The 18,056-nt window shown below is 74.8% G+C and carries 27 protein-coding genes and 1 tRNA gene; 11 read left to right on the forward strand and 17 right to left on the reverse strand.

Annotation, left to right across the window (positions count from 1 at the left end; all coding sequences use genetic code 11):
- Position 1: 1 nt before the first annotated feature.
- Positions 2-988 carry an NAD(P)H-quinone oxidoreductase gene (locus WHI96_RS01810; protein WP_345648273.1) on the reverse strand — a complete coding sequence of 329 codons (987 nt, stop codon included), beginning with the start codon at positions 986-988 and terminating at the stop codon, positions 2-4.
- Positions 989-1,041: 53 nt separating this feature from the next.
- On the opposite strand from WHI96_RS01810, the gene WHI96_RS01815 reads away from it, so the two are divergent.
- On the forward strand, positions 1,042-1,728 hold the full coding sequence (locus tag WHI96_RS01815) for a GNAT family N-acetyltransferase (protein ID WP_345648276.1): 687 nt from the start codon (positions 1,042-1,044) through the stop codon (positions 1,726-1,728).
- Here WHI96_RS01815 and WHI96_RS01820 read toward each other — a convergent pair.
- Both WHI96_RS01820 and WHI96_RS01825 read right to left on the reverse strand, forming a co-directional pair.
- The gene (locus tag WHI96_RS01820; RefSeq protein WP_345648279.1) at positions 1,721-2,338 is read right to left on the reverse strand and encodes a VC0807 family protein; all 618 of its coding nucleotides are present in this window, start codon (positions 2,336-2,338) and stop codon (positions 1,721-1,723) included. The genes WHI96_RS01815 and WHI96_RS01820 overlap by 8 nt on opposite strands.
- Positions 2,335-3,189 (reverse strand): alpha/beta fold hydrolase, encoded by an 855-nt coding sequence (locus WHI96_RS01825; RefSeq protein ID WP_345648282.1) that lies wholly within the window; start codon positions 3,187-3,189, stop codon positions 2,335-2,337. Before WHI96_RS01825 ends, WHI96_RS01820 begins: the two co-directional genes overlap by 4 nt.
- An 82-nt stretch (positions 3,190-3,271) precedes the next feature.
- On the opposite strand from WHI96_RS01825, the gene WHI96_RS01830 reads away from it, so the two are divergent.
- The gene (locus WHI96_RS01830; protein ID WP_345648285.1) at positions 3,272-3,862 is read left to right on the forward strand and encodes a TetR/AcrR family transcriptional regulator; all 591 of its coding nucleotides are present in this window, start codon (positions 3,272-3,274) and stop codon (positions 3,860-3,862) included.
- Here WHI96_RS01830 and ypfJ read toward each other — a convergent pair.
- Positions 3,859-4,794 (reverse strand): KPN_02809 family neutral zinc metallopeptidase, encoded by a 936-nt coding sequence (gene ypfJ, locus WHI96_RS01835; protein ID WP_345648288.1) that lies wholly within the window; start codon positions 4,792-4,794, stop codon positions 3,859-3,861. The two genes, WHI96_RS01830 and ypfJ, sit on opposite strands and share 4 nt — an antisense overlap.
- An 80-nt stretch (positions 4,795-4,874) precedes the next feature.
- Positions 4,875-5,738 (reverse strand): AraC family transcriptional regulator, encoded by an 864-nt coding sequence (locus WHI96_RS01840; protein WP_345648291.1) that lies wholly within the window; start codon positions 5,736-5,738, stop codon positions 4,875-4,877.
- Positions 5,739-5,821: 83 nt separating this feature from the next.
- Between WHI96_RS01840 and WHI96_RS01845 the strand changes: the two genes are divergently transcribed.
- Positions 5,822-6,544 carry a class I SAM-dependent methyltransferase gene (locus WHI96_RS01845; RefSeq protein WP_345648294.1) on the forward strand — a complete coding sequence of 241 codons (723 nt, stop codon included), beginning with the start codon at positions 5,822-5,824 and terminating at the stop codon, positions 6,542-6,544.
- Positions 6,545-6,567: 23 nt separating this feature from the next.
- A tRNA-Ser gene (locus tag WHI96_RS01850) sits at positions 6,568-6,650 on the forward strand.
- Positions 6,651-6,745: 95 nt separating this feature from the next.
- Here WHI96_RS01850 and WHI96_RS01855 read toward each other — a convergent pair.
- The 3 genes from WHI96_RS01855 to WHI96_RS01865 are packed head-to-tail and all read right to left on the reverse strand — an operon-like array spanning position 6,746 to position 8,639.
- Positions 6,746-7,174: an arsenate reductase/protein-tyrosine-phosphatase family protein gene (locus tag WHI96_RS01855; protein ID WP_345648296.1), complete on the reverse strand. Its 429-nt coding sequence runs from the start codon at positions 7,172-7,174 to the stop codon at positions 6,746-6,748.
- Positions 7,171-8,253, reverse strand: a complete 1,083-nt coding sequence (arsB, locus tag WHI96_RS01860; protein ID WP_345648299.1) for an ACR3 family arsenite efflux transporter — start codon at positions 8,251-8,253, stop codon at positions 7,171-7,173. Before arsB ends, WHI96_RS01855 begins: the two co-directional genes overlap by 4 nt.
- Positions 8,250-8,639: an ArsR/SmtB family transcription factor gene (locus WHI96_RS01865; RefSeq protein WP_345648302.1), complete on the reverse strand. Its 390-nt coding sequence runs from the start codon at positions 8,637-8,639 to the stop codon at positions 8,250-8,252. The genes arsB and WHI96_RS01865 overlap by 4 nt, the downstream gene beginning before the upstream one ends.
- 71 nt (positions 8,640-8,710) lie before the next feature.
- Here WHI96_RS01865 and WHI96_RS01870 point away from each other — a divergent pair, with 71 nt between their 5' ends.
- On the forward strand, positions 8,711-9,145 hold the full coding sequence (locus WHI96_RS01870; protein WP_345648305.1) for an ArsI/CadI family heavy metal resistance metalloenzyme: 435 nt from the start codon (positions 8,711-8,713) through the stop codon (positions 9,143-9,145).
- Here WHI96_RS01870 and WHI96_RS01875 read toward each other — a convergent pair.
- From WHI96_RS01875 to WHI96_RS01885, 3 genes are read right to left on the reverse strand one after another with little or no spacing between them, the layout of a single operon-like run.
- On the reverse strand, positions 9,079-9,666 hold the full coding sequence (locus WHI96_RS01875) for a GNAT family N-acetyltransferase (RefSeq protein WP_345648308.1): 588 nt from the start codon (positions 9,664-9,666) through the stop codon (positions 9,079-9,081). The genes WHI96_RS01870 and WHI96_RS01875 overlap by 67 nt on opposite strands.
- Positions 9,667-9,697: 31 nt before the next feature.
- Entirely contained in the window at positions 9,698-10,114 is a 417-nt protein-coding gene (locus WHI96_RS01880) for a DUF6194 family protein (RefSeq protein WP_345648311.1), read from the reverse strand.
- A 53-nt stretch (positions 10,115-10,167) separates the two neighbouring features.
- Entirely contained in the window at positions 10,168-10,299 is a 132-nt protein-coding gene (locus tag WHI96_RS01885; protein ID WP_345648314.1) for a hypothetical protein, read from the reverse strand.
- 204 nt (positions 10,300-10,503) lie between these two features.
- Between WHI96_RS01885 and WHI96_RS01890 the strand changes: the two genes are divergently transcribed.
- Positions 10,504-11,004, forward strand: a complete 501-nt coding sequence (locus WHI96_RS01890; protein ID WP_345648316.1) for a DinB family protein — start codon at positions 10,504-10,506, stop codon at positions 11,002-11,004.
- 30 nt (positions 11,005-11,034) lie between these two features.
- Here WHI96_RS01890 and WHI96_RS01895 read toward each other — a convergent pair whose 3' ends face one another.
- Positions 11,035-11,310: a VOC family protein gene (locus tag WHI96_RS01895; protein WP_345648319.1), complete on the reverse strand. Its 276-nt coding sequence runs from the start codon at positions 11,308-11,310 to the stop codon at positions 11,035-11,037.
- A gap of 20 nt (positions 11,311-11,330) precedes the next feature.
- Positions 11,331-11,732: a DUF6924 domain-containing protein gene (locus WHI96_RS01900; protein ID WP_345648322.1), complete on the reverse strand. Its 402-nt coding sequence runs from the start codon at positions 11,730-11,732 to the stop codon at positions 11,331-11,333.
- A 30-nt stretch (positions 11,733-11,762) separates the two neighbouring features.
- Between WHI96_RS01900 and WHI96_RS01905 the strand changes: the two genes are divergently transcribed.
- Entirely contained in the window at positions 11,763-12,116 is a 354-nt protein-coding gene (locus WHI96_RS01905) for an avidin-fold protein (protein WP_345648325.1), read from the forward strand.
- Here WHI96_RS01905 and WHI96_RS01910 read toward each other — a convergent pair.
- From WHI96_RS01910 to WHI96_RS01920, 3 genes are read right to left on the reverse strand one after another with little or no spacing between them, the layout of a single operon-like run.
- Positions 12,100-12,357 carry a helix-turn-helix domain-containing protein gene (locus WHI96_RS01910; protein ID WP_345648328.1) on the reverse strand — a complete coding sequence of 86 codons (258 nt, stop codon included), beginning with the start codon at positions 12,355-12,357 and terminating at the stop codon, positions 12,100-12,102. The two genes, WHI96_RS01905 and WHI96_RS01910, sit on opposite strands and share 17 nt — an antisense overlap.
- Positions 12,357-12,824, reverse strand: a complete 468-nt coding sequence (locus WHI96_RS01915; RefSeq protein ID WP_345648330.1) for a DUF2975 domain-containing protein — start codon at positions 12,822-12,824, stop codon at positions 12,357-12,359. The genes WHI96_RS01910 and WHI96_RS01915 overlap by 1 nt, the downstream gene beginning before the upstream one ends.
- Before the next feature lie 59 nt (positions 12,825-12,883).
- Complete coding sequence (locus WHI96_RS01920; RefSeq protein WP_345648333.1) at positions 12,884-13,714, reverse strand: oxygenase MpaB family protein; 831 nt, start codon at positions 13,712-13,714, stop codon at positions 12,884-12,886.
- Positions 13,715-13,826: 112 nt separating this feature from the next.
- Here WHI96_RS01920 and WHI96_RS01925 point away from each other — a divergent pair, with 112 nt between their 5' ends.
- A complete protein-coding gene (locus tag WHI96_RS01925; protein WP_345648336.1) occupies positions 13,827-14,234 on the forward strand; it encodes a YccF domain-containing protein in 408 nt (135 codons plus the stop codon).
- Positions 14,235-14,243: 9 nt separating this feature from the next.
- On the opposite strand, the gene WHI96_RS01930 is transcribed toward WHI96_RS01925, so the two are convergent.
- Positions 14,244-15,500, reverse strand: coding sequence for a M18 family aminopeptidase (locus tag WHI96_RS01930; protein WP_345648338.1), 1,257 nt, complete (start codon positions 15,498-15,500; stop codon positions 14,244-14,246).
- Between the two features lie 19 nt (positions 15,501-15,519).
- Between WHI96_RS01930 and WHI96_RS01935 the strand changes: the two genes are divergently transcribed.
- Genes WHI96_RS01935 through WHI96_RS01945 form a run of 3 tightly spaced genes read left to right on the forward strand, consistent with a single transcriptional unit; the run spans position 15,520 to position 18,045 of the window.
- Positions 15,520-17,022, forward strand: a complete 1,503-nt coding sequence (locus WHI96_RS01935) for a GMC family oxidoreductase (RefSeq protein WP_345648341.1) — start codon at positions 15,520-15,522, stop codon at positions 17,020-17,022.
- A complete protein-coding gene (locus WHI96_RS01940; RefSeq protein ID WP_345648344.1) occupies positions 17,015-17,491 on the forward strand; it encodes an SRPBCC family protein in 477 nt (158 codons plus the stop codon). The genes WHI96_RS01935 and WHI96_RS01940 overlap by 8 nt, the downstream gene beginning before the upstream one ends.
- Entirely contained in the window at positions 17,488-18,045 is a 558-nt protein-coding gene (locus tag WHI96_RS01945; protein ID WP_345648347.1) for a GNAT family N-acetyltransferase, read from the forward strand. Before WHI96_RS01940 ends, WHI96_RS01945 begins: the two co-directional genes overlap by 4 nt.
- Positions 18,046-18,056 lie beyond the last annotated feature (11 nt).

An 18,056-nucleotide genomic window follows, 5' to 3' on the forward strand; every position in this document is an offset into this window, starting at 1 on the left:
CTCAGGAGTTCACGAGGAGGAGCTTGCCGGTCACACCGCCGGCGTCGAGCCTGCGGTGCGCGTCGGCGGCGTCGGACAGCGCGAACCGCTCGAAGATCACCGGCTTCACCCGGCCGTCGGCGAACAGCGGCCACACGTTCTGCCGGACCCCGTCGACGATCTCGGCCTTCGAGTGCGGGCCGTCGACCGGGCGTCCGCGCAGCCCCATCGCCGAGACGTGGCCGCGCTTGGCCAGCAGCGCGCCGATGTTGAGCTCGGCCTTCACCCCGCCCTGCATGCCGATGATCATCAGTCGACCGTCGCGGGCCAGCGCGGACAGGTTGTTCGCCAGGCCCTTGGCGCCCATGTTGTCGAGGATGACGTCGGCGCCGTGGCCGTCGGTGGCCTTCTTCAGCTCCGCGGCGACGTCGTCGTGGTAGTCGATGACGATGTCGGCGCCCAGGTCGCGGCAGAACCGCATCCGGTCGGCGTGGCCCGCGGTGGCGGCGACGCGCGCGCCGAAGGCCTTGGCGACCTGGATCGCGTGCGTTCCGATGCCCGACGAGCCGCCCTGGACCAGGAACGTCTCGCCCTCGGCGAGCCGGCCTTCCAGGAACACGTTCGACCAGACGGTGCAGGCGACCTCGGGCAGCCCGCCGGCGTCGGTCAGGGAGACGCCCTCGGGGACGGGGAGCAGCTGCGGGGCCGGGACGGCGACCTTCGTCGCGTAGCCGCCGCCGGCGAGCAGGGCGCACACCTCGTCGCCGACCGACCAGCCGGTCACGCCGTCACCGAGCGCGGCGATCCGGCCCGCGCACTCCAGGCCGAGGATCTCCGACGCGCCGGGCGGGACCGGGTAGTTCCCCTGGACCTGCAGGAGGTCGGCCCGGTTGACGGCCGAGGAGACGACGTCGAGCACGACCTCACCCGGTCCGGGCTCGGGGTCGGGGACCTCCGCCCACACCATCTGCTCGGGTCCGCCGTACTCGGTCAGGGTGATCGCCCACATGGGCCCGACCGTATTCCGTGGCGCGCGCGTCGGCGATCCGGCACGGTCGTCCGATGGACGTGCTCCCCGCGCCGATCGACCCCGTCCCCGACCCGTGGCCGATGGCCGGGCTGACCCTGCGGACCCCGCGCCTGGAGCTGCGCGTCGAGGACGACCCGTCGATCCGGGAGCTGGTCGCGGCCGTGCACGAGAGCGGGATCCACCCGTCGTCGGAGATGCCGTTCCGCGTCCCGTGGACCCGGGCCGACCCGCGGTACCTGGGCCGCGGCATCGCGCAGTACGTCTGGTCGAACCGCGCGACGGCGTCACCGGACCGGTGGACGCTGCAGTTCGTCGTGCGCGCCGAGGGCCGGGTGGTCGGCCTGCAGGACGTCGTCGGGGACCGGTTCGGCGCGCGCCGCGAGGTCGCGACCGGCTCGTACCTGGTCCGGCGGGCGCAGGGGCGCGGCTACGGCACCGAGATGCGGGCCGCGGTGCTGGCCTTCGCCTTCGACCACCTCGGTGCGCGCGCGGCGCGCTCGGAGTACGTCGAGGGCAACGCGGCGTCCGCGGCGATCTCGGCCCGGCTCGGGTACCGCGACGACGGCACCGCGACGATCGCCCACGGCGACGCCCGGGTCACCGAGTACCGGGTGCTGCTCACCCGGGAGGCGTTCGTGCGGCCCGGGTGGGAGCTGCACGTCGCGGGCTACACCCACGACCTCGCGGGTTTCCTGGCCGCCGCCCCGCCGGTCAGCTGAAGATCAGCTCGCGGTGGCGGGGCAGCCGCAGCCACACCTGCCCGCCGACGAGCAGCACCGCCAGCACGGCGAACCACTGCACGGCGTGCACCGCGGGCACCACGTCGACCGGCAACGTGTACGCGATCAGCACCCGGAGTGCGGCGTCGAGGAACAGGCCCGCCGCCCAGCCCGCCGTCAGCCACCGCCAGATCCCGCGGAACCGGGCGGAGGAGGCCCAGCGGTGGTCCCAGTCGTCGGGGCTGTGACCGGCCTCGGTGAGCGTGAGACGGCCGATCGTGAACAGCACCGGCCGGGCCGAGGGCACACTCGCGAGCAGCACCACGCCCAGGGCCGCGGTGACCAGGGCCTCGCGGGCGAGCAGGACGCGGTCGCCGCCGCCGAGCAGCGCGGTCGCCGCGCTCGCCACGCAGAGGACGAGCACGAGCACCGCGAACCACTCGACGCGGCGGTGCCGCAGGAGTCCCCACGACGCCCGTGCCGCCGGGACCGCGGCTCCGGCGAGCAGCGCCGGCCCGGCCGCGACGCCGACCGCCCGCAGGCCGTAGAACAGCACCAGCGGCGCCACGACGTCGCCGAGGACGGTGGTCACGAGCTCCCGGCGCCTCACGACGCGGCCACCAGCGACGACAGCCGCTCGGCGACGCGCTCCGGGAACTCGCCGGGCAGCGCGTGCGTGGCGTCCGGCCACACCTCGACGGTGCCGCGCGGCAACAGCGCGGCCCGCGCACGGGCCCGGCCGGCGTCGAGCATCGTGCTGCGCCCGCCGAGCAGCACCAGGCTGCGGACGCCGACCGCGGCCACGTCCCGGGCGGTGGGCAGCGGTGGCAGCGGGACCGCGGAGGCGTAGCCGGACAGGCCCGCCTCGATCAGCCGGGCGACCGGGTCGTCGGCGACGTCGGCGCCGCCACCCAGCCGGGCGACGAACCGGCGGCGCAGCCACGTCGGGGCACCCGGCAGGGCACCGAGCGAGGCCGCCACCGTGCCGGCCGGGATGCGGGTGAAGGTGAGAGCCGGGTCGAGCAGGGTGAGCGTCCGGATCCCGGCCGGGGAGCGGCGGGCGACCTCGAACGCCAGGCGCCCACCCATCGAGGTCCCGACGAGGTGGCACGGGCCGAGTGCGTCGAGCACCCCGCGCAGCCAGCGGACCTGGTCGCCGACCGACCGGAGCGGCACGTCCTGGGTGCTCGCCCCGGGACCGCCGAGCGGGTCGACGAGGTGCACGGTCGCGCGGCCGCGCAGCGCGGGCACGTTCGGTGCCCAGCTCACCCCCGGCGAGCCCGCCCCGGGCACCAGGACGAACGGGATCCCGGGTGGTCCGTCGCAGGTCAGGACGCGGACGACGCCGTGCGTGGTGGTGATGTCGCGGCCGCTCGTCGGACCCAGACGGGCGACCGCGTCGTCGTACAGCGCGCGGAAGTGGTCCCGGGCCGCGGTGTCGGTGAAGTGTCCGGTGTGCATCGTCCCCCCGTTTCGCGATACGATCGGACTGTAAAAGCGGACGGAGCTTTTCGCAAGCCGATCGGACCGGAACGAGGTGGGGATGCCGAGGGTGGTCGACCACGGGCAGCGCCGTGGGGAGATCGCGGCGGCGCTGTGGCGGGTCGCCGCGGCCGAGGGGCTGGAGGCGGTCAGCCTGGCCCGGGTCGCGCAGGAGGCGGGGGTCTCGAAGGGCCGGGTCCAGCACTACTTCGCCTCGCGCGACGAGCTGCTGGACTTCGCCGCGCAGCAGCTGCAGCTGCGGGTGGACGGACGGGTGCGGGCCCGGATGGCCGCGGCCGCGCCGTCGTCGCCGCTGGGGGAGGTCCGCGCCCTGCTGACCGCGCTGCTCCCGCTCGACGACGACGCCCGCACCGACGCCCGCGTCGGCTCCGCCTTCCTCATCCGGGCGCTCGGCGACGAGCGGCTGCGTGAGACCTACCGGTCCGGCGACCGCCTGATCCACGGGGCCGTCGCCGAGCGGCTCGCCGCGGCCCGCGACGCCGGTGAGCTGGCCGGGCTCGACCCGGGCCGGGAGGCGACCGTGCTGCTCGCGCTGGCCGGAGGTCTCGCGGAGTCGGTGCTGCTCGGTGACACCGACGGTGTGGCGGCCGTTGCGGTGCTGGACCACCAGCTCGGGCGGCTGCGGCCCTAGTCGAGGCTGCGCGCGGCGAAGGTGTCGCAGGAGTCGGGGTCGCCGCTCCGCAGACCGGTCGTGAACCACTTCTCGCGCTGCGCGGAGCTGCCGTGCGAGAACTGCGACTCGTCGACCCGGCCGCCACCCAGGTTGGACTGGATGTAGTCGTCGCCGATCCGGGACGCGGTGTCGAGGGCGGCGTCGATGTCGGACCGGTTCAGCTCGCTGATCAGCGGCCGCCCCGACGGGCCGGGCGTCGTCGTCGCGTGGTTCGTCCAGACGCCCGCGTAGCAGTCGGCCTGCAGTTCCAGGCGCACCGAGCCGGAGGTGAGGCCGGTGTCGTTGCCGGCCTTGCGGTTGGTGCCGAGCAGGTTCTGGATGTGGTGGCCGTACTCGTGGGCCATCACGTAGGCCTGCGAGAACGGTCCGCCCTGCGCGCCGAAGCGGGTCTGCAGCTCCTGGAAGAAGGTGAGGTCGATGTAGATCTCGGAGTCGGCCGGGCAGTAGAACGGTCCGCTGTCCGACGACGCCGAGCCGCACCCGTCGGTGCTCACCCCGCCGGAGAAGAAGTTGGTCCGTGGCCGTTCGAAGCCCGAGGAGAACTGGGTGGCCCAGAAGTCGTCGAGGGAGTTGACGACGGCGACGACGCGGCAGTCGGTCGAGGTGTTCGCCGATTCGCCGGTGGCGCAGTTCTGCTGCAGCGACGAGTTGTTCGCGGTCCGGCCCGAGCCCACCTGGTCGAGCCCCGGGTAGCCGCCGCCCGCGCCCATCCCGGACACGTCGACGCCCGCGAAGTTCGACAGCAGCAGGTAGAGGATCACGCCGACGATGCCCAGGCCGCCGCCCGCGCCCGCCACCCGGCCGCCGACCCCGCCGCCCCGGCCACCGCCGGATCCGCGCAGGTCGTCCACACCGGACGTGTCGAGCCGGGCGTTCTCGTCGAACCGCACGTCGTCCTCCCGAGATGAGACCGGGGGAATCCCACCACACCGCGCCGGACCGCATCGGCGCGGACGTCCCGCGCCACCCGTCAGGGGGTTCCCGGGCCGGCCCGCCACGTCGCGGCGGTGACGCCGTGCGCGGCCCGGAAGCGGCGGGCGAAGTAGCCGGGATCGGCGTAGCCGATCCGCGCACCCACCTCGGCGACCGGCAGGTCGGTGGACGCGAGCAGCCGCCGCGCCTCCCGCATCCGGCGCTCGGTGATCCACTGCTGGACGGTCCGCCCGGTCCCGCGCCGGACGACGGTCGTCAGGTGCCCGGGGGTGAGACCGACGGCCGCGGCGACGTCGCGCAGCGACAGCTGCCCGGCGAACCGCTCCTCGACGACGGCGAACACCGCCGCGAGCAGCGGGTCGCCGGACTCGGCGGGCACGTCGTCGACGAGCCGGCCGAGCGCCACCAGCAGCAGGGTGAGGTGGGCGCGGGCGGCCTCGGCGTGACCGTCGCGGCGGCGGGTCAGCTCGTCGTCGAGGTCGGCGAGGCGGGCACGCCAGGTCGCCCGCTCCGCCGGTGGGACCCCGATCCGCTGCCCGCCACCGCGGTGGCGCCCGACGAACGGCGCGAGCAGCGGATGGTCCCGCCAGGACGCGGGCGCGACCGCCTCCGCGGGGAAGACGACCGACCACAGCTCGCCCGGGGGCGTCGAGGTCTCCGCGGCGTGGTCGACCACGGCTCCGGGCGCGATGACGAACGCATCGCCCTCGGCGAGCCGCCAGATCCGCCCGTCGACCTGGTAGGCGCAGGTGCCGCGCACGACGTGCACGAGGGTGAGGAAGTCGTGCGCGTGCGGCCCCTGCACCCGTGGGAGCTGCACCGGCCCGTCGACGCGGTACGCCGCGATCGGTACCGGCGTGTGCGCGAAGCCGATCAGGGGGATGTCCGAACTTCGTCCCATCACGGCCACGGATAGTGCCTTGTCTGCTGTTCGAGGGCCAGGGAGAGTCGCTGGAGAACGCGAAATTCGTCCGAGGGGGACCGATGACCACGCACGCCCACACGCCGGCGCTCGTCAGCTCGCGGCTGCTGCCCGGCTACGACACTGTGGCCCGGCTCAGCGGCGCCGTCCCGATGTACTGGCGGCTGCTGGCCCAGGCCGGCATCGGCCCGCGGGACCGCGTGCTGGAGATCGGCTGCGGGACCGGGAACGTCCTGCTGCGCGCCAAGGAGGCCGTTCCGACGGCCACCGTGCGCGGCGTCGACCCCGACCCCGACGCGGTCGCCATGGCCCGCCGCAAGGCCGCCGAGGCCGGCGTCGAGCTGGAGCTGCAGGTCGGTGTGGCCGAGGACCTGCCCCTCGACGACGGCAGCGTCGACCGGGTCCTCTCCTCGCTGATGCTGCACCACATCGCCGCCGACACCCGGGTCGCGGCGCTGCGGGAGGTGCACCGCGTCCTGGCGCCGGGCGGAAGCCTGCACCTGGTCGACCTCGACGACGACCCGCGCACCGGCGGACGGATGCACACCGTGAACAGGGTGCTGTCGCTGCTGGCCCGCCTCGACCCGGCCCACCGCCGCTCCCGGCACGGTGGTCACGGTCACGGTCACGGTCATGGTCACGGTCACGGTCACGGGCGCGGTCACGGGCACGGGCAGCAGCCGGTGCCGGAGCTGCTCGCGGCCGCGGGGTTCACCGGCGCGGCGGTGGTCGGGCACGGGACGACCAGGATGGGGCCGGTCACCTACTACCGCGCGGAGCGCTGAGCGGTCCCGTTACCCTCCCGTGCGGAAGCGTGGCAGAGCGGCCGAATGCACCCGCCTTGAAAGCGGGCGTCCGAAAGGACCGGGGGTTCGAATCCCCCCGCTTCCGCCGCAGCGCCACACCGGTCCGCGACGACCGTGAGCACGTCCCCTGCCCGCCGTGCCGGACGACGACCTCCTGCTCGACCTCGGTCCTCCGGCCCTTCAGGCCGGACCGGCGGCCGCCCCGTCCGGCGCCGTGAGCTCGGTCAGCAGGGCGAGCGTCCGCCGCGCGATCTCGTCGCGGATCGGGCGGACGGCGGCCAGGTCGCGCCCGGCGGGGTCGTCGAGCTGCCAGTCGAGGTAGCGCTTCCCCGGGAACACGGGGCAGGCGTCGCCGCACCCCATGGTGACCACGACGTCGGAGTGCTCGACGGCGTCGGTGGTGAGCGCCGTCGGGGCGGCGTCGGCCAGGTCGATGCCGATCTCGGCCATGGCCGCGCGCACGGCGGGGTTGACCGTGTCGGCCGGTGCGGACCCCGCGGAGCGGACCGCGACGGCGCCGGCGGCCTGGTGGGCGAGCAGGGCGGCGGCCATCTGGCTGCGTCCGGCGTTGTGGACGCAGACGAACAGCACCGTGGGCACGGCGGTCATGAGGGGGCTCCGGTTCGGGTGACGAGGCGGCGTCGCAGCCACAGCGAGACGTGGACGAGGCCGACGAGGACGGGGACCTCGATCAGGGGGCCGACGACCCCGGCGAGGGCCTGGCCGGAGGTGACCCCGAAGGTCCCCACGGCGACGGCGATGGCGAGCTCGAAGTTGTTGCCCGCGGCGGTGAACGCGAGCGTGGTGGTGCGCGCGTACCCCAGGCCGACGGCGCGGCCGAGCGCGTAGGACCCGGCCCACATCAGGGCGAAGTAGGCCAGCAGCGGCAGCGCGATCCGGGCGACGTCCAGCGGCCGTCCGGTGATCGCCTCGCCCTGCAGGGCGAACAGCAGCACGATGGTGAACAGCAGCCCGTGGAGCGCGAACGGCCCGATCCGCGGGATCAGCGTCCGCTCGTACCAGTCGCGGCCCCGGGTGCGCTCCCCGACGCGGCGGGTGAGGTACCCGGCGAGCAGCGGGACACCGAGGAACACCAGCACGGACTTCGCGACGTCCCAGGTGGAGAACGCCACGTCGGTCACCGGCAGCCCGAGCCACCCGGGGAGCGCGACGAGGTAGAACCAGCCGAGCGCGCCGAACGCGACGACCTGGAACACCGAGTTCAGCGCGACGAGGACGGCGGCGGCCTCGCGGTCGCCGCAGGCCAGGTCGTTCCAGATGACGACCATGGCGATGCAGCGGGCGAGCCCCACGATGATCAGCCCGGTGCGGTACTCGGGCAGGTCGGGCAGCATCAGCCAGGCCAGCGCGAACATCAGCGCGGGGCCGAGGACCCAGTTCAGCGCCAGCGAGCTGACCAGCAGCCTGCGGTCGCCGGTGACGGTGTCGAGGCGGTCGTAGCGGACCTTGGCCAGGACCGGGTACATCATGATCAGCAGGCCGAGCGCGATCGGCAGCGAGACGCCGTCGACGGCGAGTGCGTCGAGCGCGGGGGCGAGGCCGGGGACCAGGCGGCCGAGCAGGAGCCCGGTGGCCATGGCGGCGAGGATCCAGACCGGCAGGAGCCGGTCGAGGGTGGACAGGCGGGCGACGACCGGTCCGGCCGCGGTCGTGCTCCCGGTGCTCACCGGCCCGTCCCCGCGGCCCGCCGGCCGGCGCCGGCCGGGCCGAGGACGTCGGCGAGACGGCCGAGGACGTCGGGCAGCACCCGGTAGTAGACCCAGGTCCCGCGTCGCTCCCCGGCGATCAGGCCGGCCTCGCGCAGCACCTTGAGGTGGTGGGAGATGGTGGGTCCGGACAGGTCGAACACGTCGGTCAGGTCGCACACGCAGGTCTCGCCCCCCGCGTGCGAGGCGATCAGCGACAGCAGCCGCAGCCGCACCGGGTCACCCAGTGCCTTGAACACCCGGGCCAGGTCACCGGCCTGGTCGCCGGACAGCGGCTCGGTGACCAGCGGGGAACAGCACTCGACGCCGCTGCCGGCGAACGGCACCGCGGGAGCTTGCTTCGACATGCCTCTATCTTGACAAGCATCAAAACACGGCACCACCTCTGTTTCGACCGTCGTCGAATCAAGGAGGAGTCATGTCACGAGTGCAGCTCGCCCTGCGGGTGTCCGACCTGGAGGGTTCGATCGCGTTCTACCGGTCGCTGTTCGGCGTCGAGCCGGCCAAGATCCGGCCCGGCTACGCCAACTTCGCGGTGGCCGAGCCGCCGCTCAAGCTGGTGCTGATCGAGGGCGAGGCGGGGGCCACGGTGCTCGACCACCTGGGCGTCGAGGTGGAGGAGACCGCCGCGGTGCGGGAGGCCACCGAGCGCCTGTCCGGGCTGGGGCTCGCCACGCAGGTGGAGGACGACACGACCTGCTGCTACGCCCGCCAGGACAAGGTCTGGGTGCGCGGCCCCGGCGACGAGCCGTGGGAGGTCTACGCCGTCACCGCCGACGCCCCCTACTACGGGTGCGACGGCGTCGTGGCCTCCACGGCCGCCTCCGACCCCGGGGGCACCGGGGCGCCGTGACGGCGGCGGGCCGTCGTCGGGGCCCGGTCCTGTCCACGCAGGTCGCGGAAGTACCGGGCGACCGGCCAGCGCTCGAACCCGTACGCCTCGTACGCGGCCCGCGCCGGCGCGTGGCCCGGGTCGCCACCGGTCTCGGCCATGACCATCCGCAGGCCCGCGGCCCGCACGCGCTCGCACGCCCGGTCGGTGAGGGCGGTCCCGACGCCGCGCCGCTGGTGGTCCGGGTCGACGGCCAGGACGTAGACCTCGCCCATGTCGTCGACGGGGTGCAGCCGGGTGCAGACCCACCCGGCCACGGCCCCGTCGACGATCGCCACGTCGACGTTCTCCGGCTCGCCGTCGAGCACCGCGCCGAGATCCTCGGTCTGCCGCTCCCGCCACCCCCGGGGGTAGAAGGACTCGTACACGAAGCCGGGCACGGCCGCCCGGATCAGGGGGAAGACCGGTTCCCACGCCCGGACGGACAGGGCCAGGACCGGTCGGCGATGGGCGGGTGTGTACGGCGTGATCGCGACAGCCACCGCGGCACGGTAGCCCGGCCCGCCGCGCCGGTCACGGCCTGCGTCGCGCCGCGTGCCTGCGCACCACGGCGTCGTGCGCCTCGTCGAGCAGCTCCCGCACCCGCGGCCAGGTCGTGTCCGGCTCCACCACCGCCACCCAGCGCCGGGCGGCGTACACGGGGTGCGGGAACAGCACGTCGCGGGTCCGCGGGTCGATGCCGGGGTCGACCGGGAACAGCGCACGGAACCGGGCCGCGGGTAGCCCGATGTTGAGCCGGAACGCTCCCGGCCGGTCGAGGTCGGACGCGGTGTCGTTGACGTCGGACCGCACCACGGTCGCCCAGCCCTGCCGGGGGCGCTGCTCGTAGTCGTGGTCCGGGTCGTGGATCGCGAACGCGTCCCCGTTGCCCTCCACGATCCGGGTGCCGGAGAACCCGGCCAGAACGGTGATCACCTGATCGGCATCCATGCCTCCAGGGCAGCACCTTTCCCTGATCGCTCGTCCGGAACGTGTGTCGCGGATCACATTGTCGCGACGACGGCGGCGAGCCGGCCCAGCGGGGCGCGCAGCCGGTCGGCGGGCGTGGCCCGGGCCCGTCGCTGCCGGGAGGCGTCGTCCGGGTCGAGGCCGGTCCAGTCGTAGGCACAGGTCACGCGGGCCGTGTCGGAGCCGACGGGCTCCAGCTCCCACCGCCACAGGTGCCGGGCGTCGCCGCTCCGACGGCGTCCCGGGCGCGACGGCGATCTCAGCGCTGCTGCGCACCGCGGTCGGCGCGGTGTCGGCCACGGCGGAGTGGGGCACCGGCGCCGCGCCGGGGAAGCGGCCCGGTGTCGGACCCCGCTGACACGATCCCCGGCATGACCGACCGCGCCTTCCCCCCGCTGCGGGCCGACGCCCTCACCACGCTCTCCGCCTGGCTCGACTTCTACCGCGCGACCCTCCTCGGGAAGTGCGAGGGGCTGACCGACGAGCAGCTGCGGACGGCGTCGGTGCCGCCGTCGTCGCTGACGCTGCTGGGCCTGGTCCAGCACCTGGCCGCGGTCGAGCGCAACTGGTTCCGCCGGGTCCTGGCCGGTGAGGACGTGCCCCCGCTGTACCCGCGCGAGTCCGGGACCGGCCACGACGGCGGGTTCGAGCCCGGCGACGCCGGCATCGCCGGGGCCCGCGCGGTCTGGGAGGAGGAGGTCGCCCACGCCCGCCGGGTCGTGGCGGCCGCCGGTCCGGAGGGCACCGGGACGCTCGACGGGAACGCGGTGTCGGTGACCTGGGTCCTGACCCACGTCATCGCCGAGTACGCCCGCCACACCGGGCACGCGGACCTGGTCCGCGAGCGGATCGACGGGGCCACCGGCGTCTGAGGTCCCCGCGGCGTTCCGCGGAACGCGGGGTCAGCCGCCGCCGGGGTGGGTCCCGGACGTCCAGAGGTCGCCCTCGTCGTCGGAGCGGCAGGCCACGTACACGGCGCCGGCGTGCGGACCGGCGTGGACGCCGTCGTCGTGCCTGGTCCCGCCGAGCAGGACCGTCCCGCCGTCGCGGGTGAGCTCGGCGTACCCGACGTCGCCGCGCACCACGACCGCCGAGGTGAACCCGGCGGCGTCGACGAGGGAGCGGGCCGCCGCGCCGGGGTCGTCGTGGCGCAGGACCGGCCGGACCGTGGAGCGCACCGGACCGACGGTGGCGATCGTCAGCAGAACCCGCGGAACGTGCGGTCGGGCTGCAGCTCGGCGTGGTCGGCGTGGTCGGCGAACCCGGCGCGCGGCGACGGGAAGCCGGAGAGCACGGCGGCGGCGATCCGGAAGGTCCGGCCCGGCTCGCCCCGCAGGTCGGCGACGACCAGGGGGAAGTCGTGGTCGGCCAGCGCCCGCTCGTCCGCGACGAGCAGCAGCGGGTGCCGCGCGGCCAGCCCGTCCTCCAGCGCGGAGGTGACGACCCGCTCCACCGGCCAGCCGGTGAACAGGTCCTCCAGGACGACGTCGAACGAGGTGCCGGTCGCCCGCAGGATCCCGAGCAGCTCGTTCCACGGGCCCTCGCCGGTGTCCGAGCACGTCCGGACCAGCGGCGTGCGGCGCGTCTCGGGGAACTCCACGGTCCTCATCCTCCGTGACAGGGTGCCCGGGTGAGCAGCGCACCCAGCCTGGACGGCCGCCGGTTCGCCGGCGTCAGCAACTCCGGCGACGGGGAGGTCGGGCAGGCCACCGTCTTCGACCACCACGAGTCCGACGGGCTGGTCCGGGCCGAGTACTCCGGTGGGGCGGTCCGGCTGGGCCGGCTCGCCGGTGTCCGCGACGGCGACGTCCTGCGCTTCCGCTACGTGCACGTCTCCGCCGACGGGACGTCCGGCTCGGGCCGCTGCGAGGCCCGTCTCGAGGTCCTCGACGACGGCCGCGTGCGCTCGCACGAGACGTGGGCGTGGGAGTCGCGGCCGGGCACGGGGGAGAGCGTCGTCGAGGAGGTCACGGGTCGGACGTGACCCCGTGCGCGCCGCGGCGGGCGCGATCCGGGACGTCGTCGGGGACGTGGCGCAGCACGTCACCGGGCTGGCAGTCGAGTACCCGGCAGATCGCGTCGAGCGTCGCGAAGCGGACGGCCTTGGCGCGGCCGTTCTTCAGGACGGCGACGTTGGCCGGGCTGATCCCGACGGCGTCGGCGAACTCCCCGACCCCCATCTTCCGGCGGGCGAGCATCAGGTCGATGTCGACGACGATCGCCATCAGACCACCTGTTCCAGCTCGCGGCGCAGCGCGGTGGCGTTGCGCAGCAGGCCGAGCATCACGGTCATGAGCAGTGCGAACGCGATCCCGGCGACGACGAGGGCGCCCCCGACGAGGATCAGGCCGGGGGCGTCGTCGAGCTCGCCGACGTGCGCGCAGACGGCACCGGTCAGCACTCCGGCCACCAGCCCGGACAGCGCGAGGACCGGTACCCAGCGGAAGGCCCGCTCGTCGAAGATCGCGTCGCGGCGCACCATCGACAGCAGGACCCAGATCGCGACGAGCCCCACCTGCACGCAGGCGATCGCCAGCACCACGGCGACGACGTGCAGCAGCCCGGGGACCGGTGGTGCCCCCTCCAGGCCGGCGTTCCACGCGGTGGCCGCGAGGATGACCTGGGTGGTGAGCGTGCCGAGCCCGGTGAGGACGAGGGCGACGCGCAGCGTCTGGATCAGCGCCGGTGACATCTATCGATTATCGACAGATATCCATCGACGGTCAAGAGGTCGACCGAGGCCGGCGTGGGTCACCCGGCGCGCTCGGCCTCCGTCCGGCGGGCGGCGCGCAGCAGCCGTCGCGCCTCCTCGATCTCCGGCGGGGCCGGGACGTCCGGCAGCATCCCGGTGGCGGTGCGCAACCCGCGCAGCGTGAGCGTCGTCGACCAGTCGGTCGTCGGCAGCCCGGGCAGCCCGTAGAGGCGCCGGGCCCACCGCGGCAGCGTGGCCAGGGCGAGCGTGGACAGGCTCGCGATCCCGAGCCGGACCGGCAGCGGCGCCGCCCCCTGCGGGGCGAACAGGTTTCCGGCCGCGCGGCGGGCCTCGTCGGTCATCCGCAGCCGGGGACGCACCGCGGCCATGTACTCGGCCATCTCGGCCACCGACGACGGCACGGTCGCCGGGTCGATGCCGACCACCTCGGCGGCCCGGACGCTCTCGGCGACGTAGGCGTCCGCCGAGTCGTCGTCGAGCAGACCCGACCGGCGGGCGACGTCCAGGTAGGACTCGATCTCCGCGGCGTGCACCCAGAGCAGGCCCTCCGGTGCGTCGATCCGGTAGCTCTCGCCGCTGTCGGGGTCGTGCCCGCGCAGACCGGCGTGGAGTCGCCGGACGCGGTCGCCGGCCCGGTCGACGTCGGCCAGCGGTCCGAACGTGCGGGTCCCGACGAACTCGACGGTCCGCTGGAACCGCGCGTAGGACTTCTTCGGGTCGAACAGCGCCGAGTTCTGGTACGTCCCGCGCATCACCCGCGGGTCCAGCGACTGCAGCAGCAGCGCGCGCATCCCGGCGACCCACATCACGGGTTCGAGGTGCACCCGCCAGGTCACCGAGCGGGGGCCGAACAGACCGTGATCCACCATGTGTTCCAGGACACCCCGCGCGGGGCGGGAGCGCACGTCGATCACCGGAACCCGGGGTCGACCTGGGGGACGTCCCGGAGGGGGAACCGGACACCTCGGGCATGCTGGAGCCATGCTCCGCCTCGTCCTGAACGTCGTCTGGCTGGTCCTCTCCGGCTTCTGGCTGTTCCTCGCCTACACGGCCGCCGGGATCGTCGCCTGCCTGCTCATCGTGACCATCCCGTTCGGCATCGCCTCGTTCCGGATCGGGCTCTACGCGCTGTGGCCGTTCGGCCGCGACGTCGTGCGCGTCCCCACCGCGGGGGCCGCGTCGACCATCGGCAACGTGCTGTGGATCGTGTTGTTCGGCTGGTGGCTGGTGATCGGGCACATCGGTACCGCTCTGGCGCTCGCCGTCACGATCGTCGGGCTGCCGCTGGCCTGGGCGAACCTGAAGCTCATCCCGGTCTCGCTGCTGCCGCTGGGGTCGCGGATCGTGGACAGCGACACCTCCCTGCCGGGGCGGTCCGTGCTGCGCTGACCGCGTCCCTCAGCCGGCGTCGGTCAGGAACTCCACACCCGCCCGGGCCAGCAGGCCCGGGTCGTGCACCCCGCACAGCTCGCGCGCCGAGTGCATCGACAGCACCGGGATGCCGACGTCGACGGTCCGGATGCCCAGCCGGGTCGCCATGATCGGCCCGACGGTGGACCCGCACGGCACCGTGTTCTTCGAGACGAACACCTGGTTCGGCACGTCCGCGGCGCGGCAGGCCCGCTTCCAGGCGGCCGCGCCCGGCGCGTCGGTGGCGTAGCGCTGCACCGCGTTGACCTTCAGCGACGGCCCCCGGTTCGGCACCGACAGGTGGTCCGGGTCGTGCTTGTCCAGGTGGTTGGGGTGCGCGGCGTGCGTGACGTCCACCGACAGGCAGCGCGACCGCGAGAACACCGCGTGCCGCTCGTCGAACCCGCCGGCCAGCCGGGTCAGCACCGTCTCCAGCAGCGGGCCCGCGGCACCGGTCGCGCTCGCCGAGCCGATCTCCTCGTGGTCGAACCCGACGAACACCGGGACGGTGCCCGGGTCCCGCTCGACCGCGGTGAGCAGCGCGCTGATCCCGGCGTGCACCGAGGCCAGGTTGTCCAGCCGCGGGGCGGCGAGCAGCTCGTCGTCGCGGCCGAGGGTGGCGGGCGGGGTCAGGTCGTAGGTGAACAGGTCGTGCGCCGCGACGTCCTCGGGGTCCTCGCCGACGAGCACGGCGAGGAACTCGACCAGGTCGCCGCCGTCCGGGTCGCCGAGACCCCAGATCGGGAGCAGGTGCCGCTGCGGGTCCAGGGTCAGGCCCTGGTTCACGCCGCGGTCGAGGTGGATCGCCAACTGCGGGATGCGCAGCAGCGGCCGGTCCACACGGACCGGGACGACCCGGCCGTCGTAGAGCGCGAGGCGCCCGGCGAGGCCGAGGTCGCGGTCCAGCCAGGAGTTCCACAGCGCGCCGCCGTAGACCTCCACCCCGACCTGGCGCCACCCGGCCACACCGACGTCGGGGTTCGGCTTGACCTTGAACCCGGGGGAGTCGGTGTGCGCGGCGAAGATCCGCAGCGGGGCGCCCGGCCCGGACGCGGGCTGCCACCAGGCCAGGATCGTGCCGTCGCGGACCAGGTAGCGCCCGCCCGGCCCGTCCGCCCACGGCTCGTCCTCGCGCTGCTCGGTGAAGCCCGCCGCGGACAACCGGCGCACCGCCTCGGCCACCGCGTGGTACGGCGACGGGCTCGCGGTGAGGAACGAGGCGAGATCACGTGCAGCGTCGGTCACGTGGGGCATCCTGGCAGCAATGACCGACAGCTTCGACGTGGTGGTGGTGGGCGCGGGGTCCGCGGGGTGCACCCTCGCGGGCCGGCTGGCCGGGCGCGGTGTGCGCACGGCCCTGGTCGAGGCGGGCGCCGTCGTCGTCCCACCGGACTCGACGCCGATCGCCTCGCTCGCCGCGACCGCCCCCGGCCACGTCCTGAACTGGGCCTACCGGGCGACGCTGTGCCAGGGCCGGGAGTGCACCGTGCCGCGCGGACGCGTGCTGGGCGGCTCCGGCGCGATCAACGGCGGCTACTTCGTGCGCGCCGTCCCGGCGGACTTCGCGGACTGGGGCGTCCCGGGCTGGTCCTACGACGACGTCCTGCCGTACTACCGGCGGCTGGAGCGCGACCTCGACTTCTGCACCTCCGACCGGCACGGCGACGCCGGTCCGCTGCGCATCTCACGGCCCTCGGGCCGGCTGCGGGCCGCGACGACCGACCCGTTCCTGGCCGCCTGCCTCGCGCTCGGCCACCCCGAGGAGCCGGACAAGAACGCCGGTGGCCCACCGGGAGCGGGTCCGATCCCGACCAACGCCGTCGACGGGCGCCGGGTCAGCGCCGCCACCGCCTACCTGCCGCCGCCGTGGGGGAACGCGGAGTGGAAGGACGCGCTGACCGTGTTCGGGGGGACCCCGGTCGAGACCCTGGTGCTCGACGGTGACCGGGTCACCGGCGTGCGCGTCGGTGGTCGCACCCTGCACGCGGCCGAGACCGTCGTGACGGCGGGCGCGGTCGGCACCCCGGCGCTGCTGCAGCGCTCCGGGATCGGGCCGGAGGACACCCTGCGGGCCGCGGGCGTCGCGGTGGCGCACGAGCTGCCCGGGGTCGGGCGTGGCTGGTCGGACCACCCCGCGGTGTTCCTCCCGCTGCGCAGCGGGCTGCCGGACCCGCCCGCCGACGCCGTCGCCGCGCAGGCCGCGCTCAACCTCGACTCCGGGACCGACCCGGCCGGTGACCTGGAGATCCTGCTGTTCGCGCACCCGTTCGCACCCGGCGGTCCCGCGCACCTGATGTGCGCGGTGCAGCGCCCGGACAGCCTCGGGATGCTCGCCATCACCTCCCCGGACCACGACGACCCGCCCCGGCTGGACTTCCGCTACCTGCGCACCACCTCCGACCGGCACCGGATGCGGGCCGCGGTGCGGATCGCCGCGGAGATCCTGCGCGCCGCGGACTGGGACCGCGCGGGCCCCGACGACGGTGGCCCCGCCGGCTGGGAGCTCGGCAACGACACCCGGCTCGACGGCTGGATCCGCGACCACCTGACGACCTCGGTGCACCTGTCGGGCAGCGCCGCGATGGGCTCCGGGCCGGACGCCGTCGTCGACGCCGGCCTGCGGGTGCACGGCCTGGCCGGGCTCCGGGTGGCGGACACCTCGGTCCTGCCCCGCGCGCCGCGGCGCGGACCGGCCGCGACCGCGATCATGATCGGGGAGCGCGCCGCCGACCTCGTGTGCGGCATCGAGGGGGAACACCGTGCATGACGAGGTCACCGTCCACATGGCGGCGCCGGCCGAGCGGGTCTGGGAGCTGGTCTCCGACATCCGCAACACCGGCCGGTTCTCACCCGAGACCGTCGACGCGCAGTGGCTGGGCGGCGCGACCGGCCCGGCCGTCGGTGTCCGGTTCCGCGGCAAGGTCGTCCGCAACGGACGCGGCCCGACCTACTGGTCGGAGTGCCGGATCACCGCCTGCGAGCCGGGCTCGGAGTTCGGCTTCGTCGTGCTCGTGGCCGGGCGGCCGATCAACCACTGGCACTACCGCTTCACCCCGGCCGCCGCTCCGGACGGCACCGACGGCACCGACGTCACCGAGTCCTTCCGGCTGGAGCCCTCGGCCGGCACCCGGCTCTACTGGGCGCTGCTGGGGTGGGCCCGCGGGCGCACCAACCGCGAGGGGATGCGGACGACCCTGGAACGCATCCGCGCGGTGGTGGAGGATCCCGCGGTGTGATCCGTCCCGCCCGCGTCGCCGACGTCCCCGCCCTGCGTGAGATCGAGCGCGCCGCGGGCGAGCCGTTCCGGGAGATCGGGCTCGACGTCGTCGCCGACGAGGAGCCGCCACCGGCCGCGGTGCTGGCCGCGTACGTCGTGGCGGGCCGGGCGTGGGTGGACGAGAGAAGCGCCGGCGGAACGAGTGTCGGCACCGAGAGGAGCGCAGGCGGAACGAGCATCGGTGCCGGGCTCGTCGGGTACCTGATCGCCGACCTCGTCGACGGCTGTGCGCACGTCGAGCAGGTGTCGGTGCTGCCGTCGCAACGCGGACGGCGGATCGGGGAGGGCCTGGTCGAGCACCTCGCGGGCTGGGCCCGGGACCGCGGCCTGCCCGCGCTGACCCTCACCACCTACCGGGACGTTCCGTGGAACGGCCCGTACTGGGTGCGGCTCGGCTTCCGTGAGCTGATCGCGCCCGGTCCGGGACTGCGCGCGATCCGGGAGCACGAGGCCGCGCGCGGTCTCGACGTGTGGCCGCGGCTCGCGATGCGCCGTGAACTGGCCGGTTCCTGACGGTCCCCGGC

This window comes from Pseudonocardia tropica (genome assembly GCF_040105315.1).
In the GTDB taxonomy this organism is placed as follows: Bacteria; Actinomycetota; Actinomycetes; order Mycobacteriales; family Pseudonocardiaceae; genus Pseudonocardia; species Pseudonocardia alni.